Genomic DNA, 16,641 nt, shown 5'->3' with positions numbered 1-16,641 from the left:
CGCGAAAAATCCTTCGCGGAACGTCGGGCTTCGGCGTGTGGTTCCGAACGTCACGCCGTCGCCCTTCATATCGCAACCGACGTGCCGAAAACGTGCCAATGGGCAAATGATTGGCTAAGCTGGGTTTACGTTTTGGTGTAGATTTTGGCAGGATGCCGAACTGACAGGTTCGCTAAAATCACGCGTTAATTTGGCTTTGCACGCCTGCGAAGCCCCGCCTTGAAAGTTGCAGCTATGAAGATCCGTGCCGCGATCGTTGGACCCACCGGCCTCACCGGGATGTACCTCGTCAAACTTCTGCACCGCCACCCGCAGGCGGAGCTGATGTATCTGGCGTCCCACCGCGACGAGCTGCCGGACCTGCGCGACGAGTTTCCTTCGTTGCTCGGATTGCTGGATGAAGACGTGGCGCAGTGTCGGCCGATCGATCCCGAGGCGATTGCCAAGGAAGCCGACGTGGTCTTTCTCGGTCTACCGCACAAGGCCGCGATGGCGTACGCGCCGCAGCTGCTCGACGCGGGGCTGCGTGTGATCGACCTCTCGGCCGACTACCGGCTGAGCGACCAGGCCCTCTACGAATCGGTCTACGACACCCCGCACACCGACCCCGCCAACCTGCCCAACGCCGTGTACGGCTTACCGGAACTCTTCCGCAAGGACCTCCCGGGCGCGATGCTCGTGGCCAACCCCGGCTGCTACCCCACGGCCGCGGCGCTCGGCGTCGCGCCGCTGCTGTCGCACAGCCTCGTCAAGCCCGAGGGCATCACCGTCTACGCCGCCAGCGGCACCACCGGCGCCGGTCGGGCCGCCAAGCCCGCGACCAGCTTCCTCAGCGTCAATGAGGCCTTCGGCCCCTACGGCCAGATCGGCGGCCACCGCCACCAACCCGAGATCGCCCAGACCCTCACCCGCGTCGCCGGCAAACCCGTCACCCCGCTGTTTATTCCGCACCTCCTGCCGATCGACGCAGGCATCCTCGAAACCATCGTCCTCCAACCCGCCGACAGCGACGTCACCCAGGCGGACCTGTTCGAGGCCTTCCAGGACGCCTACGCCCACGAGCCGTTCATCCGCGTGCGGACTGAAGACGATGTCCTACCCAACGTGAAGCACGTGGTGGATACAAACTATGTGGATGTCTCCGTACGGCTCACCGACTCGGGGCAGGTGGTGGTGTTCGTCGCCGAAGACAACATGGTCAAGGGAGCGTCCGGCCAGGCGGTTCAGAACATGAACGCGGTGTTTGAATTGGATGAGATTTTGGGGTTGTCATGAGCGATGAAGGCGAGCCAGAGTTTGTTCAGTACTACAAAAAGGCTGTGGCATTACTTGAAGATGAGATTCCACTTGCCGATTCTCAGTTAAAGAAACTGAATTGGTTTAGTAAGCGTAAGGTCAATAAAGCAATATCTCTATTCGAGAAAGTGGTAGAGCTTTAGCCTGAAAACTGGGCTGCATTTTGGTTAATGGGAAAAGCTTGGCAACGTTTGGGTAATGATGATCGGCGTTTCGATGCATACATCAAATCTCACCAACTGAATCCTACACACCCGGATGTAGCGCGTGAGGCAGGTATTGCCGCAATGGATATTCGTAAGCCAGATTTAGCTGTTGCGGTTACTAAACGTGCTGTTATTGCCAGTCCGGAAGATGCAGGCCTGAAGGCGAATTTAGCCTTGGCGTATTTGTTTTGCGGTCAGTCCCAAGAGGCCATGACTGTAGTTACAGAATCATTACAGATGGACCCCGAAGACCAGATTACGCTTCGATTAGTAAGGTCATAGAAGATGTCTTACACGGCAGGAGGCCGTATCCACGGCACGTATCTGAGGTTTAAGGTGTTTTTGAATTAAAGAGATTTCTGTGGGCAACTCCGCTTGATCGGACAAGTATCACACGCGGGTCGTTGAGCTTTGCACACCGCCCGGCCGTGGGCGATGAAGAGGTGGGCGAGTTGGGTCCAGGTCTTGCGGGGGAAGAGGGCCATGAGGTCTTGTTCGATCTTCACGGCGTTTTTGCTGTCGTGTTGCGTGAAGCCCAGGCGGACGGAGAGTCGGCCGATGTGGGTGTCGACGACCATGCCCTCGTTGATGCCGAAGGCGTTGCCCAGGACGACGTTGGCGGTCTTCCGGGCGGCCCCCGGGAGGGTGATGAGGTCTTCGATGGTTTGGGGGACCTCGCCGTCGAAGTCTTCCATGATGCCGGCGGCGGCGGCTTTGATGTTCTTGGCCTTGTTGCGGTAGAAGCCGCAGGTCTTGACGAGTTTTTCGAGGTCTTCGACTTTCGCATCGGCCATCTTGGCGGGCGTGGGGTACTTGGCGAAGAGGGCGGGGGTGGCTTTGTTGACCGCTTCGTCGGTGCACTGGGCCGAGAGGATGGTGGCGACGAGGAGTTGGAAGGGCGAATCGAAGTGCAGCGCACACTTGGCATCCGGGTAGAGCGCATCCAGCTTGGCGTACAGGCGGCGGGCGCGGGCCTTCTCGTTGGCGGTCTTTTTCGGGGCGGCGGGCATGGGGGTTGGCTCGGTCCCCTCTCCCTCCGGGAGAGGGTTAGGGTGAGGGCGGTTTGGAGTCTAGGTGTTTGCGTTGAGGGATAGAAGCATCCGGCTGCCCTCACCCCGGCCCTCTCCCGGGGGGAGAGGGGGCAAGGCAAACAGACTTTAGGCTTCGGTCTCGCCGAACAGGGCACGGCCGATGCGGACGACGTTGGCGCCTTCTTCGATGGCGACCTCGAAGTCGTTGGTCATGCCCATGGACAGGACGTTGAAGTGGTCGCCGCCGATCGCTTCGGTCTTGACGTCGTTGAACAGCTCGGCGGTGCGGGCGAAGGTGGGGCGGGCGTCTTCGGGGTCCTCCGACAGCGGGGCCATGGTCATCAAGCCGCGGGGGCGGAGGTGCATCATGGTGTCGATGGATTCGACGAGGTGTGTCACGGCGGGCGGGGCGATGCCGGACTTGGACGCTTCGCCGGAGGTGTTCACCTGGATGAGGATGTCGATGACGATGTCGAGGCGCGACGCGTAGTTGTGCAGCTCCTCAGCGAGGCGGAGCGAGTCGACCGAGTGGATGAGGTCGACGTGGGGGGCGACCTGTTTGACCTTGTTGCGTTGGAGCTGGCCGATCATGTGCCAGCGGACCTTGTCGGGCGTGGCGTCTTCGGCGCGGGCGCTGGCACCCGCGAGGGTTTTCTTGCGGCTGAGGAACTCGGTGAGTTGGGGGACGCGCTGGGTGAGTTGTTGGACGCGGCTCTCGCCGAGGTCGGCCTGGCCCAGCTCGACGATGCTGCGGATCTGGTCGGGGCTGGCGTACTTGGTGACGGCGACCATGGCCACGTCTTCACGTTTACGCCCCGAGCGGGCGGCGGCGTCGGCGATGCGGTCGTTTACCGCGAGAAAGGCGTCCTTGAGTTGGCTCGGGCCAGCGTGCTGCGGAGTCATGCTGTTAGGTTAGGCGGATTGGAGAAGCGACGCAACGAGATGCGCAGGGTTGTGGGTTAACGCTGCAACAGGCGCGATTTAACCCTCCGAAGCGCTCTGGCGCACCCACGCCAACGCGGCCTGCCGATCGGTCACCCGGCCCTCGAGCTGGGCGTCGTACACCTGATCCAGCAGCGTCTTGAACAACGGCCCGGGCTTGAGCTGCATCGCGATGAGGTCCGCGCCGTCAACGAGCGGCGCGGGGGCCAGGCCGATGCCGTCCTCGATGAGCGCGGGGGTGTCGGCATCGATGGCGTCGGCCCGCTTCATCGCCCGCCAGACCAGCAGCGTCTGGTCCCAGTCGGTCATCGATAGCAGACGCTTGCGCTTCGCCACCGACATCGTCGCCCAGTCCTCGGCGGCGTGGAGCTGACGCAGGATCCGATTGAGCGTGTCGGTGTCGTCGTTGCTGAGGCACAGCGCCTTGCGCCAGCGGCGGACGCGTGCGGGTGTCGCGGCGGCAAGGCCGTGCCGGTCGATCATCCAGGCGGTTAGCTTGGCGGCGTAGCCCGCGTCGGGCGAGAGGCGGGTGAGGACCGACATCTCGGCGTCGAGGTGGTCTTCGTTGAGCGTCGGCCCGTCGAGGCGGAGCTGTTGCAAGAGGTCGGCCGAGGCGGCGAAGTGCGGCGTGGTGAGCATGAGCTGCAGCTCGCCGCCGATGCGTTCCCGGCTGATCTGGCTGAGGAACTTCGAGAGGTTACGGATCGCTTGCGCGGTGGACGGGTCGAGCGTGAAGCCCAGCCGGGTGGTGAAGCGCACGGCCCGGAGCATGCGCAGGTAGTCTTCGCCGAACCGTCGGTCGGGGTCGCCGATGGCGCGGAGGGTTTTGGATTCGAGGTCGGCCCGTCCGCCGACGTAGTCGATCACGCCGTGGCCGTCCGCGTCGGGGTTGGGGGTGTCGGGGTGGAGCGGGTCTTCGAACAGGCCGTTGATGGTGAAGTCACGGCGCTGGGCGTCGTGCTCGGCGGTGGTGAAATTGACTTCGTCGGGGCGGCGGCCGTCGGAGTAGACGCCTTCGGTGCGGAAGGTGGCGACTTCGATGGGGACGAAGCGGCGTTGGGGGCGATCGGTACCAGACGCTTCGCCGCGTTGCGGCTCAGCGTCGGCGTTGGGGTTGATGCCGGGCGCGTAAACGAGGATGACGCCGAACGCTTCGCCGACGGGTTGCGAACGACGGAAAAGTTTCTGCACGACATCCGGCGGGGCGTCGGTGGCGACGTCGTGGTCTTTGGGGGCGACGCCCAGCAGCCGATCGCGCACACACCCCCCGGCGAGGTAGGCGACGTGGCCGTGCTCGCGGAGGGTCTGGATGATGGTGGTGGCGGCGTCGCGGGACATTGGATTTCGGATTTGTGATTTCGGATTTCGGATTGGGGGACAGCGGACGCGGTGTCTTTGTCATTAACGTAACGCAAGCGAATGGGCTGCGTATGATCTTGTAGTTAGGAATAAGGCTAATCAGCGCCGAATCATTTCCGAAATCTCAAATCCGAAATCCCAACCCCCATGTCCTCCGCCTTCCCCGCCACCATCCCGGTCCGACTCAACGCCGAGGGCTACATCGACATCGATGTGCACTGCCCGACGTGCGGCTACAACCTGCGGATGCAGAAGGTGGCCAACGCGTGTCCCGAGTGCGGGGCGCCGGTGGATGTGGTTGAGCGGGACGACGCGGACCGGCTGGAGCGGGCCGACCCGGGTTGGCTCAAGCGGATCGAGCGCGGGACGGGTTGGCTGCACGGCGCGGCGCTCGCGACGGTTCTTTTTGTGGTGCCCGGCATCGTCTGGGCGGCCGCGGCGCTGTGGCTGCTGACGACCAAGGAACCCAACCGCCGGGAGACGTGGTACCACCGGGGGACGCGGTTGTCGGCCCGTTGGGCGTCGGTGCTCGCGGCGGCTGCGGCGTTGGCGACGCTGGGCATGTTGATTGCGCGTTACGTCACGGCCTGGAGCGAAAAAGGGATCGAACTCGGCGGCGGCCCGTCGGGGGTGAACCCGATCCTGAAAATCCAGCGGGCGGTGGCCCCGATGATGTCGGGCGATTGGGGCACGTTCGACCTGCTGGCCAGCACCGCGGCGGCGGCGATGGCGGTGGCGATGCTCGAGGCGTGGCGTCACCTGTTTGCGTTGGCGGCGCGGGCGGACGGGCCCGCGGTGGCGCAGCGCTGCCGGGCGACGTGGAAGCGTTACCTCGTTGGCGTGGGCGCGATAGTGGGGTTGGCGGTGGCGACGAACGTGGTCGAGTGGATGGATTGGCAGCTGCCCGGGAAGCTGTACGAATGGACCGCGCTGATCCTGGTCGGCATCGTGCTGGTGGTGGTCTTGTGGATTTGGTGGGCGACGGTACGGCTGACGCGGGACTTCAGGCGGTTGTTGTTGAAGTCGCATGCGGGCTGAAGCCCGCACGCCGACGCGAGTGTGTTGTCGCTTGGGTTATGTTTTACGGGGCGTAGACCGCACGGGGGGTTTCTTTGTCGCCCAGAAAGGTGAACGCGGGGGCGTAGCCCAGGGCGTCGAGGGCGAGGTGGGTGGGGCCGTCGGTGGGTTCGGTGATGACGATGGGGCGCTTGGCCCACGGGGCGTCGACGGGGAATGCCTGGGCGAAAGCCTCGGCGTCGTAGGTGGGGATCGCGCGTTGGAGGTGGATGAGCAGCGGCTCTTCGTCGTCGATGACCGGCTGCGTGGCCACCTCGGGTCGCACATACACCAGCGGTCGACCCGCGGCGAGGTTCAGCAGCTGCTTGGCGTTGTCTCGCGTCGGGTCGTCCGCCCCGGAGCGTACGGCGTAGGCGTGGCCAGCGACGGCCGTGATGATCGACATCCACGCGGCGAGGAACAGCACGCCACGCAGCAGGCGGTGGGTCCGCAGGTAGTGCTCAGCGGGAATCGCGAGGGCGAGCAGCAACAGCCCGAGCACAATCGCGATCGGCGCCGATAGCGTGGCGAGGTTCAGGTCGTCGATCCAGCCCTTGTCCATGAGCCAGGGCTGCAGCGCCAGCAACGCGGGGAACGCGACCGCGCCGACGACCGCCACGCCGCCGATGGGGCGTTGCAGGATCCAGGCACCGGGGTCGGGCTTGCCCGCCTTGGCCATGTGCAATTGATCGCGGATGACGGTGGCACACAACAGCGCCGCGGCCGGGATCAGCGGCAGGATGTAACGCTGCTGCTTGGCCATCGGGATCGAGAAGAACAGCAGCAGCGCGGCAAACCAGGCGTAGGGCACCAGGCGTACCCGACGGTCTCTGCCCCCGGTGTTTACAAACGGGTGCAGCAGCCCCGCGACCAGCCACGGCGACCACGGCACCACCATGACCAAGACCAGCACGTAGTACCACACGGGCTGCGCTTCGTCGCGCTGCGCCGCGTACTCCCGGGCGAGCGACGCCCGGAGCTCGGGCACGAGCTGTTCGACGGCGAAGTACCACCAGGCAAACGCGGCGACGCTGACCGCGGCGATGGCGACCATGCCGAGGGCGGCGGTTTTCCAGCGCTTGCCCATGACGGCGGCCATGGCGAGCAGCGGCAGCAGCACGATGACCAGCGCCAGCGGGCCCTTGGTGAGCATCGCGGCGGCGGTGGCGAGGGCGGCGGCGGCGAAGCCCAGCAGTTGTCGGCCGAGCTTGGCGGGGTCGTCGCGGAACGGCGCGAGCGCCCAGAGCGAAGCGCACAGCGCGAACGTGGCGTAGCCCAGCAGGTGGCCGTCGTAGGACGCGGTGCGTGAGGCGCGGACGATGCACCACATCGTGGCGAAGATCGCGGCGGCGAAGACGGCGAGCTTGCGGTCGCCCACGAGCAGGCCGATGCCGTAGGTGGACGCGATGGCGAGCAGGCCGAAGGCGACGGCGACGAGTCGACAGATCAGGATGAAGCGGTCGGCCGAGGTGGTCTCGGGGTCGTGCCCGGTGAGTTCAGCCGCACCCATGTTGACCCACACCAGCATCGGCGGTTTGGCGATGCGAGGCTTGCCGTTCCATTCGGGCAGGATCAACGCCGAGGCGTCGCCCGGCTCGCCGCGGACGCCGACAACCTTGTGCCAGGTTTCCTGGGATGAGCCGATGGAGACGTTTTCCATCACGCGCGTCACGTCGCGCTGCCCGATGCTCATCAGAAGCGCCGGGAGCGAAGCAACAAGGATGATCAGCAACGGCCAGGCGTTGAACCACACGCCGCGTTGTTCGCCGAGGAGCGGGAGGGGGGCGAGTTCCGGGCGGGGGCGTTTGGGCATGGCGGGCGTGGGGTTTGAAGAAGTAGTCGGGACTTGGGCGGCCCCGGCGCGATGGGCGGCCACGCGAGGCGTCACCGCTCATCCTTCCACTTCATCGGCCCGACGGACACAGACCCGTGCGAATCGGCTCAGTACGCCTTCGACCAGACGACGCGTTTTTCGCTGGGTTCGCCGGTGAAGATGCACTTGCCCGGCTCGTTGGGGCCGCCGAGCAGGTCATCGATCGCGCCGTCGTCGGGGATGCAGCGGATGGTGACCGCCAGGTCGTCCTGGATCTTCTTGGCGACTTCGACGTCGCCGTTCCAGTGGGCCAGGGCGAAGCCGCCTTTGTCGCCTTTGAAATAGTTCTCGAACTTGTCCCGGGCGTTGATGACGCGGGAGTTCTCGGCGCGGAACGTCTTGGCCCGCTCGAAGAGGGTGTTCTGGATGTCCGCGAGCGTGTCGCTGACGGTGTCGAGGAACTCTTGGCGGCCGACGCCCGCCTTGTCCTTGGGCGATTGGTCACGGCGGGCCATGAACACGCTGTCGTCGGCCATGTCGCGCTGGCCGATTTCGAGGCGGATGGGCACGCCCTTCTTGACCCAGCCCCAGGTCTTCTCGCCGCCGCGGATGTCGCGGTTGTCGAGCTCGACGCGGATGGGCTGGCCGTCGTAAGTGACTTGCTTCAGGTCTTCAGCGAGTTTCTCGCAGTAGGCGAGCACCGCGTCAGGATCGTCGGCCTTGAAGGTGATGGGCATGATGACCACGTGGGCGGGCGCGAGCTTGGGCGGGAGGATCAGGCCGTCGTCATCGGAGTGGGTCATGATGAGCCCGCCGATGAGCCGGGTGGAGACGCCCCAACTGGTGGTCCAGGCGTGGTGCTTCTGCTTGTCTTCGCCCTGGTACTCGATGCCCATGGCTTTGGAGAAGTTCTGCCCGAGGAAGTGGGACGTGCCGGCCTGCAGGGCTTTTTTGTCCTGCATCATGGCTTCAATGGACAGCGTATCGACCGCCCCGGGGAAGCGTTCGTGTTCGGGCTTGGCGCCCTTGATGACCGGCATGGCCATGAAGTCCTCGGCGAAGCGGGCGTAGACCTCGTGCATCTGCGCGGTCTCGTCGAGCGCTTCCTGCTCGGTGGCGTGGGCGGTGTGGCCCTCCTGCCAGAGGAACTCGGCGGTGCGCAGGAACAGCCGGGTCCGCATCTCCCAACGGACGACGTTGGCCCACTGGTTGATCAGCAGCGGCAGGTCGCGGTAGCTCTCGACCCACTTGGCGAAGCTCGCCCCGATGATCATCTCGGAGGTGGGGCGGACGACCAGAGGTTCTTCCAATTCCCCGGCGGGCTTGAGGCCGCCCTCACCGTCGGCTTCGAGGCGGTGGTGGGTGACCACGGCACACTCTTTGGCGAAGCCCTCGACGTGCTCGGCTTCTTTTTCGAGGTAGCTCTTGGGGATGAACAGCGGGAAGTAGGCGTTCTTGTGGCCGGTGTCCTTGAACATCTTGTCGAGGACGGCCTGCATGTTCTCCCAGAGGGCGTAGCCCCAGGGCTTGATCACCATGCAGCCGCGGACGTCGGACGTCTCGGCCAGGTCGGCGGCGCGGACGACCTGTTGGTACCACTGGGGGTAGTCTTCGGCGCGGGTGGGGGAGATCGCGTTTTTCGGTGCTTTGGCCATGATCCGAGGGAAGATAGCAGAAGGACCCGCGCCACGGTTACGGCCGCGGAGAAAGATGGAGGTTCTGGAAGCTGGGAAAACTTGGTCGAATTGTCCCCAATCGGGCGATCCGCGTTCGCATGCACCGGTTTCGGGATTATAATTCGGTGATGGATGTTGGAAGAGTTGTAGGCACGGCGGCCTGTCTCGCAGTCACCATCTCGTTCGTCACGGCATGTGCCGGCACCCCGTTTAAAGACACAAAACAGGTGCGGACACCCTACGAGCGGTATCAGGTCCTGCGGGGGGAACAGAGACCCAAAACTTACACCGATTCCTTCGGACGAGAGCAGCCCGCGTTGCGGGCCAGGCTTGCGCCGCTCGATCAGCAGTGATCGTGGCATGCGGGCATCGGGTGACTCCCCACGGCTGAACGTTGTGCGGCGGTGATCACCGGAGTTCCGAGGCGTATTATCGGCCCGTTTGGGTTTTTGTTGGACGTGTTGGGCCATGGCGTCCGATGTACATCAACACCGGCTGGGAGCCCCGCCGACTCCAATGGATTGACCGCTCAGTTGTTATAGGTGTCAAGGCCTTGCCCGAAAGACGAACCATCCTGGTCCTTGGCTCGCTGGTGCTCGGCATGACGCTGACCGCTGGGCTCCTGCGGGTCCTCGAACCCGGGGCCGTCCCGCCGATCGCGGGGGTGACCCTGATGTCGGTCGAGCGCAACGCCACCGAACGCCCCGAAGACAAGCTGTTCGACACCACTGCCCAGGCCCGGCCCTGGCGGGCGATCGTCATCCACGACAGCCGCACGCTCGTGGGCAGCTACGACGCCATCGACAAAGCCCACCGCAAGTCCGGCAAGGACGGCTGCGGTTACCACCTGGTCGTGAACAACGGCACGGGCGACGACGACGGCCGCATCGAGCTGGGCTACCGCTGGAAATTCCAGGAATCCGGCGACTACCTCGTCGGCCCCAACGCCCCGTGGTACCACCAAAACGCCATCGGCATCTGCGTCGTGGGCAACGCCGACGAGCAGCCGTTCACCGACGCCCAGATGCGTGAACTGACCTGGCTGGTCCGCCAGCTCCAGCAGCAATACGACATCCCCGCCGAATACGTCTTTATCGACATGGGCGTGGACACCCACGCCCCCGCCAAGCACTTCTCGGGTCCCCGCTTCCGCTCGGGCTTGCTGGGCGGCAGCCTGGTTTCTCGCTGAAAACGCTGGCTTGCCGCTAAAGATGTGATAAACTTCCGGAGTTCCGGGCCCGCCAAACCCCCAACCCCTGGGGTGTTTTGATCAGATTTTGAATATGGGTAGTTTTGTCCCAGCGGATGCAATAATTCCGCGATAAAGGTGTTTTAGCATAGGTGGGGACAGGGTTTAAGGTTTTCTCGGATAAGGGATTCGGGTTTCAGTAGGCTTGTTTGTAGGAAGAACAGCGTCTATTGTGTAAGGATACGTTATTCGTTTATTGGTTAGAGACAGCTCGGAACTCGCTACAGCGTCTGTCGGTCGCCCGATGTTATCGCTTTGTGTTTTGAGCTAAGGGAATCGAGATCCGGCATGGCCGATTTTCACCAAATCGCGGGCTACGACGTCGTTTCAACGCTCGGCGAAGGTGCGCACAGCACGATTTACGAGGTCCGCGACAAGACCGGCCAGATCATGGTGCTTAAGCGCGTGATTAAGGAAGGTCCCAGCCAACAGCGATTCATCGATCAGGCCCTGGCCGAGCACGATGTGGCCAGCAAGATCGATCACCCCCGGGTCCGCAAAAGCATCAAGGTCATCAAGCAGCGCAACGTCATCCGCGTCAGCGAGGTGCTGGTGCTCATGGAGATGGTCAACGGCAAGACGCTCGAGCAGCATCGGCCCACCGACCTGCTTCAGGTCTGTCAGATCTACTACCAGGCGGCCGAGGGCCTCCAGGCGATGCATCAGGCGGGTTTTGTCCACGCCGACATCAAGCCCAACAACATCATGATCACCCAGAAAGAGGGCGTGAAGCTTATCGACTTCGGCCAGAGCTGTAAGTCCGGGACGATCAAGCACCGTATCCAGGGCACCCCCGACTACATCGCCCCCGAGCAGGTCAAGCGCGAGGCCATCACCGAACGCACCGATGTGTTCAACCTCGGGGCCACCTTCTACTGGATCCTCACGGGCCAGCACATCCCGACGATGATGCACAAGAAGCAGAAGGGCAGCATCTCCTCCAGCAAGAGCGACAACGTCAAGCGGGCCACGCCCCCGATCGAGATCAATCCCGAGATCGCCCCGGCCCTGTCGAGCCTGGTCATGGACAGCATCGAGCGAAAGGTCGACGAACGCCCCCAGAACATGGGCCAGATCATCGACCGCCTCCAGATCGCCGGGGCCCAGATCCAGCGTCAGCGTGCCGCCACCGCCCCGAAGGCCGATGTGAACGCGTAAACTCTTGGGGTCTCGCTGAACGCATCCCGCCGGGAGTGGCTGCCAAGCCCCGGCACGGCCGACCGGAGCACCCCTCACCATGCCAAGACGTCGTCTGCCCAGGCTGCTCGCGTTGCCCCTGGCGATGTGGTGTGTCTTCGCCGCGCTGCCCGCCGCCGCGCAGACCGACGCCGAGGTGTCCGAAGCGCTCGACCGGATGCGGGCCTGGCTCTATGACCTGCAGGACCCCGAGACCGGCAGCTTCGACGACCCGCGTTGGAGCGAGCTCAAGAACCAGTCCTACCACGCCACCGGCGAGACCGCGCTGATCACCTACGCCCTGATGCTCAGCGGCGAGAGCCACCAGGACCCGCGCATCGCCAAGGCCATCGAATATCTCAAAGCCAACCGCACCTGGTCGACCTACCTCGCGTCGATGCGGGCCCACATCTGGGCGCGGATGCCCGACGACTACCTGCCGCTGCTCAAGGAAGAAGCGAAGTACCTCGAATCCGCGGTCCACGAGGGCCGGTTCCACTACCAATCCGACAACCCGATCTGGTCCAACTCCCTCACCCAGTACGGCATGCTGGGCATATGGGAACACGCCAAGCGCGGCGGCAAGGTCGACGACGATCTGTGGCAGGACATCGGTGAGCACATCTTCGCCGACCAAAACACCGACGGCGGCTGGGGCTACAACGACCGCTCGGGGCGCGGCAACGGGGCATCCACCGGCTCGATGACCGCCGCCGGGATCGCCATCCTCCAGATCGCCCAACAACAACTCACCCGCGACCTCGATGAGCAGGACCAGCGCCTCGCCGAGGCTTTGCAACGCGGTGTCGATTGGCTCGACCAACGCTACGACCCCGAGGTCAACCCGGGGCTCAAAACCCGATACCGCTTCTACTATCTGTATGGAATCGAGCGTCTCGCCCTGGCCAACGGCATCTCCACCCTCAACGGCCGAGACTGGTTCGCCGCCGGGGCCAAGTTCATCCTTGAAGAAGAGGACGGCAAGGGCACCGTTCGCCGTGCGTCGAGTGCCGAGGTGTCCAGCCGGATCGACACCGCGTTTGCGTTGTCGTTCCTCGCCCGCGGCCGGGTGCCGGTGTGGGCCAGCAAGCTGCAGGTGCCGCAGCACGCCTCGAACAACCGGCCGAACGACCTGTACTTCCTCACCCAGTTCCTCTCGGACCAGCGCGAGGCCGAGCTGAACTGGCAGATGGTTTCGATCGACGATGACCCCGAGCAGTGGCTCCGGGCGCCGCTGCTGTACTGGTCGGGTGGCGACTCGGCCGAGCTCACCCCCGAGCAACAGGCCAACCTCAAACGCTACCTCGACCTCGGCGGCACGCTGATGATCAACATCGAGGGCCGGGGCACGAGGTTTCGCCGATCGGTCGAGGCGTTGGTGAAGGAGATGTATCCCCGCTACAAGTTTGAATCCGCGGGAAAGGACCATCCCTTCCAGTCGCTAATTTCGCAGGTGCACGGCACGCCGTCGTTCCGCACGCTCGGCAACGGCGCACGCGATCTGGTGGTTCTGCCGCGGGGCGACTGGGGCAAGATCTTCCAGGCCAAGGAAGCGGGGCGCGGCAAGGAATGGCAGCTTATGACCAACGTGTACGCGGCGCTGACCGACCGCGGCCAACTCCGCAACCGCCTCGAGCCGCCGCTGCCCGTGCGTGATGAAAAACAGTCGCCCTCGGGCACGATCAGCGTGGTCCGCGCCAGCTACGACGGCAACTGGGACGCCGAGCCGTTGGCCCTCGAAGTCGCCCAAACCACGTTGTTCAACCGTTCGGGCAAAGAGCTCGAGATCACCGTGGCGGCCCTCGACTCGCTGGGGGCGGACGCGATGTCGGACGACGAAAGCGAGTCCGCTCCGGCGTTGGTCCACCTCACGGGGACCGAGAAAGTGGAGTTCACCGAAGAGCAGTTGGCGGCGGTGAAACGCCACGTCGAGTCGGGCGGCACGCTGCTGGTCGAAACCGTGGGCGGGCTCGGCGAGTTTGCCGACCACGCGGCCGATCAGTTCGCCAGGGTACTCGACGGCAAGCGGCGCTGGCTCGACGACAGCCACCCGATCATCACCGGCGAAGGCCTCGACGGCGGGGCGGACAACTCGCGCGTCACTTACCGCGGCTACACCCAGCTCCAGGGCAGCCCCGGCAAGGGGCCCAGCCTCGCCGCGGTCTTCGTGGGCGATCGGCCCGCGGTCCTCATCTCGCCACGCGACCTGTCGCTGGGCGTGCTGGGCAGCCGGCACTACCGCATCAACGGCTACGCCAGCGAGTCGGCCCGGCCGCTCATGACCAACATCCTCTTGTGGTCGGAGACATCGCCGACGCCGTGAGCGTCGCCCCCGCCGAGCCGCACACACAACAAGACTTTCCGGGTTGGCCAGAACCGCGGTGGCCGAAGCTCGCGGCGCTGGGATTGATCGTCGGCATCCTCGCGTCCACGGTGCTGGGGAGTTTTGCGCTCTGGTGGGCAGTAGTGGGTTTGGGGTTGTGGGGCATGTGGCGTGCGCGTCGCGCGGGCAAGTGGCCTTGGTTTCAGGTTTGGGGGGTGGTGGCCGTAGTATAGGAAGGCTGGCTTGAGTGGACTCGGTCAAGCCTTTCACTTATAACACATGTTAATTATCATACTTCTGTGACTTCTTTTCTTTTTCCGGCTACTTCGCGATTGGACGATTGATATGGGGTTTGGCGATTATCTTGCCCTTACAGGACTGGCTGCTTCAGCTATTGTGTTCTTTCTTTTAGCTCGTTCTGCGGCATCAAACCGCCTAACAGTATCCAGCTACCTTCTCGCTGACCGGACAGCCACAAAAAAGGACTACGGTCCTTCAATGGTTGCCGCTAGCACATCATTGGCGACAGTAATTCTATTTTTTCTCGGCACGGTTTCCTATTATGGTTGGACGCTGTTGTTATGTGGGATCACATACTATGCGGGTCAAATACTATTTATAAAATTGGTAGGACGTACGAGAATCAGTACGAACTCCTTATCCACCAACGCTCAATTCTGGCACGACTACACCGGAGCACGATTTACGTCATTTGTTATCGCCTTACTAACGGTTATGGCGTTTTTAATCATCCTTTTTGTTGAACTCTACATCGGCTCGGTGATTCTCACTTATTACTTCGCGGGTGACGATGGCGTGTCGGGTTGGGCAGGGCTGCTAGCGTTCGTATTGCTTGGCTCTGTTGTAATTGCCTATGTTCGTGTCGGCGGAATGCGTGTGGTCTTCCAAACTGATGCATGGCAGCTGCGGCTCATGCTGGCATCCGTAATTGCTCTAGCAATTTTCGTATTTACATTGCCACCTACAACTAGTGATACCGAACCGCCTGCATTTGGCTCATTCTCGGCTTCTGCCGGCACGCTTATCGTATTTTATGCGTGGATTATCCTGCTTAATTTTACTCTGCCCTTTACGCAACTTTCCTCATGGCAGCGACTGGCTTCTACCAGTTCGGTAAGGGAGGCGATGTCTGGACTAATCCGATCCTCGCCATCATTCCTTATTATTTGGTTTCTACCAGTGTTGTGTTTCGCTGGCCTCCTGGCCAAAGGCTACGAGTTTGGCGATTTGACACAATTGTTCGATACACTTCGGACAGGGCCAGAGACATCTGAAGGCATCTTGTATCCCATTATTTTTATCGGGTTTGCTTCTGCACTCTTTTCCACAGCTGACACTGCAATGATTGCGCTACAGTTTGCGGTGTCGGATAAGCTGCTTTCTGGTAAAACTTTTCAAAGTACTGATGAACAGGTGCTTAGGAAGCGTTTTCTAGTTTCTATGATTGTCATTGTCATCTTATTGGGGGCTGTGTTTTTCGTAGCACAGGCCGACCTGGGCAGTTGGTTTATGCCATTGGTTTATGCGATTTTTGGACAGCTAACCATTACTGCACCACAGATGCTTTACGCAATTGTTGGGCACATACGAGGTGCGTCGAGTAGATCACTCAGTGTTTTGGGCGATTCCCTAAACGCTGTTGCCATGTGCCTAGCTTGGTTGATATTGATGGGATCAACCTTGCTGAAGGCCCAAGGATACCTGCCGCAAGAGATGTCTCAGGAAATCGCGACATTTATCGCAGTGGCTGTTTCTACGCTAGGCGTGCTTGCCGCTCATATTACTAAGGGCACAGAGAATTTGTCCGCACTGGAAGCGGGGCAGCAAAGTTGACAGCGGTTACTTTTACATTTGCAGGAATAGTCGCGCTATTAATTAGGTTAGGGGCTCAGAAGGAAGTTCGAGCGGCAACCAAGCTGCTTGGTGCACGCACTTTAGGCTACATGCCCAGAAACGGCGAAATAAAAAAAGTAGCCGATCACGAAAAAAATCGTGACGTGTGTACTGACTACTTTTATCGAAGAATTATCATCACTACGTGTTTTTGGATTTCCGTTTTTTCCGTTGCGCTTGTGCTGGCTTTCGGCCTGGTTAATGCGACACCAGGTTTTATTAATGTGTCTGACCAAGTAGATTTGCCCGAAAACCCGAAGCTTGTAGATGGGGGAGTCGAGGATCCTGATGGTTCTTTTGTCATGGCTTCGATCGATGGACAAGCAGCTCGCTATGCTGGCATTGATGCTGGCGCAAACTATGTTGCGACTATTCGTGAAGGCACGGTAGTGGAGATTCGAGCACTCGATCCCTCTAGGACAACGGCCGTATTGCTCCATCCAAGCGGTAGTGTCCAGCATGTCGGTGGTTCTCTGCGGATTGTCCAAGTGCTATTGTTTATTGCTTTCTTTTCTGGGGTTGTTTGCTCACTCGTTGCCGGGCGGATCAAGGCTGTTGCGGAAGCCAGCGCATAAATGCCGTAATGATCTTCTTATAGGA

General features: G+C 62.1%; 14 protein-coding genes. 9 read left to right on the top strand and 5 right to left on the bottom strand.

The window, feature by feature from the left end:
* Nucleotides 1-234 precede the first annotated feature (234 nt).
* From argC to HNQ40_RS02770, 3 genes are read left to right on the top strand one after another with little or no spacing between them, the layout of a single operon-like run.
* The gene (gene argC / locus HNQ40_RS02780) at nucleotides 235-1,275 is read left to right on the top strand and encodes an N-acetyl-gamma-glutamyl-phosphate reductase (protein WP_184676161.1); all 1,041 of its coding nucleotides are present in this window, start codon (nucleotides 235-237) and stop codon (nucleotides 1,273-1,275) included.
* Nucleotides 1,272-1,439: a hypothetical protein gene (locus tag HNQ40_RS02775; protein ID WP_184676159.1), complete on the top strand. Its 168-nt coding sequence runs from the start codon at nucleotides 1,272-1,274 to the stop codon at nucleotides 1,437-1,439. The genes argC and HNQ40_RS02775 overlap by 4 nt, the downstream gene beginning before the upstream one ends.
* A 27-nt stretch (nucleotides 1,440-1,466) precedes the next feature.
* The gene (locus tag HNQ40_RS02770; RefSeq protein WP_184676157.1) at nucleotides 1,467-1,784 is read left to right on the top strand and encodes a tetratricopeptide repeat protein; all 318 of its coding nucleotides are present in this window, start codon (nucleotides 1,467-1,469) and stop codon (nucleotides 1,782-1,784) included.
* A 65-nt stretch (nucleotides 1,785-1,849) separates the two neighbouring features.
* On the opposite strand, the gene nth is transcribed toward HNQ40_RS02770, so the two are convergent.
* From nth to HNQ40_RS02755, 3 genes are all read right to left on the bottom strand, one after another.
* Nucleotides 1,850-2,512, bottom strand: coding sequence for an endonuclease III (nth, locus tag HNQ40_RS02765; protein WP_184676155.1), 663 nt, complete (start codon nucleotides 2,510-2,512; stop codon nucleotides 1,850-1,852).
* A gap of 147 nt (nucleotides 2,513-2,659) precedes the next feature.
* Nucleotides 2,660-3,436, bottom strand: a complete 777-nt coding sequence (locus HNQ40_RS02760) for a YggS family pyridoxal phosphate-dependent enzyme (RefSeq protein WP_184676153.1) — start codon at nucleotides 3,434-3,436, stop codon at nucleotides 2,660-2,662.
* 78 nt (nucleotides 3,437-3,514) lie between these two features.
* Nucleotides 3,515-4,813 (bottom strand): CCA tRNA nucleotidyltransferase, encoded by a 1,299-nt coding sequence (locus HNQ40_RS02755; RefSeq protein WP_184676151.1) that lies wholly within the window; start codon nucleotides 4,811-4,813, stop codon nucleotides 3,515-3,517.
* Between the two features lie 168 nt (nucleotides 4,814-4,981).
* On the opposite strand from HNQ40_RS02755, the gene HNQ40_RS02750 reads away from it, so the two are divergent.
* Complete coding sequence (locus HNQ40_RS02750) at nucleotides 4,982-5,872, top strand: zinc ribbon domain-containing protein (RefSeq protein ID WP_184676149.1); 891 nt, start codon at nucleotides 4,982-4,984, stop codon at nucleotides 5,870-5,872.
* A 43-nt stretch (nucleotides 5,873-5,915) separates the two neighbouring features.
* On the opposite strand, the gene HNQ40_RS02745 is transcribed toward HNQ40_RS02750, so the two are convergent.
* Both HNQ40_RS02745 and proS read right to left on the bottom strand, forming a co-directional pair.
* Entirely contained in the window at nucleotides 5,916-7,703 is a 1,788-nt protein-coding gene (locus tag HNQ40_RS02745) for an ArnT family glycosyltransferase (protein WP_184676147.1), read from the bottom strand.
* A 128-nt stretch (nucleotides 7,704-7,831) separates the two neighbouring features.
* Nucleotides 7,832-9,358, bottom strand: coding sequence for a proline--tRNA ligase (proS, locus tag HNQ40_RS02740; protein ID WP_184676145.1), 1,527 nt, complete (start codon nucleotides 9,356-9,358; stop codon nucleotides 7,832-7,834).
* Between the two features lie 574 nt (nucleotides 9,359-9,932).
* On the opposite strand from proS, the gene HNQ40_RS02735 reads away from it, so the two are divergent.
* The 5 genes from HNQ40_RS02735 to HNQ40_RS02715 all read left to right on the top strand — a co-directional run bounded on the left by HNQ40_RS02735 (nucleotide 9,933) and on the right by HNQ40_RS02715 (nucleotide 16,616).
* A complete protein-coding gene (locus tag HNQ40_RS02735; RefSeq protein ID WP_184676143.1) occupies nucleotides 9,933-10,568 on the top strand; it encodes a peptidoglycan recognition protein family protein in 636 nt (211 codons plus the stop codon).
* Nucleotides 10,569-10,916: 348 nt separating this feature from the next.
* Nucleotides 10,917-11,786, top strand: a complete 870-nt coding sequence (locus HNQ40_RS02730) for a serine/threonine protein kinase (RefSeq protein ID WP_184676141.1) — start codon at nucleotides 10,917-10,919, stop codon at nucleotides 11,784-11,786.
* A gap of 79 nt (nucleotides 11,787-11,865) precedes the next feature.
* Complete coding sequence (locus tag HNQ40_RS02725; RefSeq protein WP_184676139.1) at nucleotides 11,866-14,127, top strand: DUF4159 domain-containing protein; 2,262 nt, start codon at nucleotides 11,866-11,868, stop codon at nucleotides 14,125-14,127.
* Between the two features lie 345 nt (nucleotides 14,128-14,472).
* Nucleotides 14,473-15,981 carry a hypothetical protein gene (locus HNQ40_RS02720; protein WP_184676137.1) on the top strand — a complete coding sequence of 503 codons (1,509 nt, stop codon included), beginning with the start codon at nucleotides 14,473-14,475 and terminating at the stop codon, nucleotides 15,979-15,981.
* Nucleotides 15,978-16,616 (top strand): hypothetical protein, encoded by a 639-nt coding sequence (locus HNQ40_RS02715; RefSeq protein ID WP_184676135.1) that lies wholly within the window; start codon nucleotides 15,978-15,980, stop codon nucleotides 16,614-16,616. Before HNQ40_RS02720 ends, HNQ40_RS02715 begins: the two co-directional genes overlap by 4 nt.
* Nucleotides 16,617-16,641 lie beyond the last annotated feature (25 nt).

This window comes from Algisphaera agarilytica, assembly GCF_014207595.1.
GTDB classification, from domain to species: Bacteria; Planctomycetota; Phycisphaerae; order Phycisphaerales; family Phycisphaeraceae; genus Algisphaera; species Algisphaera agarilytica.
Note: the sequence above shows the minus strand (reverse complement) of the source record. Positions and strands in the feature narration are given on the sequence as shown.

Bases quoted from the DNA above. Each gene is read 5' to 3' on its own strand.
- argC (WP_184676161.1), top strand. From the start codon at position 235: ATGAAGATCCGTGCCGCGATCGTTGGACCCACCGGCCTCACCGGGATG.
- HNQ40_RS02775 (WP_184676159.1), top strand. From the start codon at position 1,272: ATGAGCGATGAAGGCGAGCCAGAGTTTGTTCAGTACTACAAAAAGGCT.
- HNQ40_RS02770 (WP_184676157.1), top strand. From the start codon at position 1,467: ATGGGAAAAGCTTGGCAACGTTTGGGTAATGATGATCGGCGTTTCGAT.
- nth (WP_184676155.1), bottom strand. From the start codon at position 2,512: ATGCCCGCCGCCCCGAAAAAGACCGCCAACGAGAAGGCCCGCGCCCGC.
- HNQ40_RS02760 (WP_184676153.1), bottom strand. From the start codon at position 3,436: ATGACTCCGCAGCACGCTGGCCCGAGCCAACTCAAGGACGCCTTTCTC.
- HNQ40_RS02755 (WP_184676151.1), bottom strand. From the start codon at position 4,813: ATGTCCCGCGACGCCGCCACCACCATCATCCAGACCCTCCGCGAGCAC.
- HNQ40_RS02750 (WP_184676149.1), top strand. From the start codon at position 4,982: ATGTCCTCCGCCTTCCCCGCCACCATCCCGGTCCGACTCAACGCCGAG.
- HNQ40_RS02745 (WP_184676147.1), bottom strand. From the start codon at position 7,703: ATGCCCAAACGCCCCCGCCCGGAACTCGCCCCCCTCCCGCTCCTCGGC.
- proS (WP_184676145.1), bottom strand. From the start codon at position 9,358: ATGGCCAAAGCACCGAAAAACGCGATCTCCCCCACCCGCGCCGAAGAC.
- HNQ40_RS02730 (WP_184676141.1), top strand. From the start codon at position 10,917: ATGGCCGATTTTCACCAAATCGCGGGCTACGACGTCGTTTCAACGCTC.
- HNQ40_RS02725 (WP_184676139.1), top strand. From the start codon at position 11,866: ATGCCAAGACGTCGTCTGCCCAGGCTGCTCGCGTTGCCCCTGGCGATG.
- HNQ40_RS02720 (WP_184676137.1), top strand. From the start codon at position 14,473: ATGGGGTTTGGCGATTATCTTGCCCTTACAGGACTGGCTGCTTCAGCT.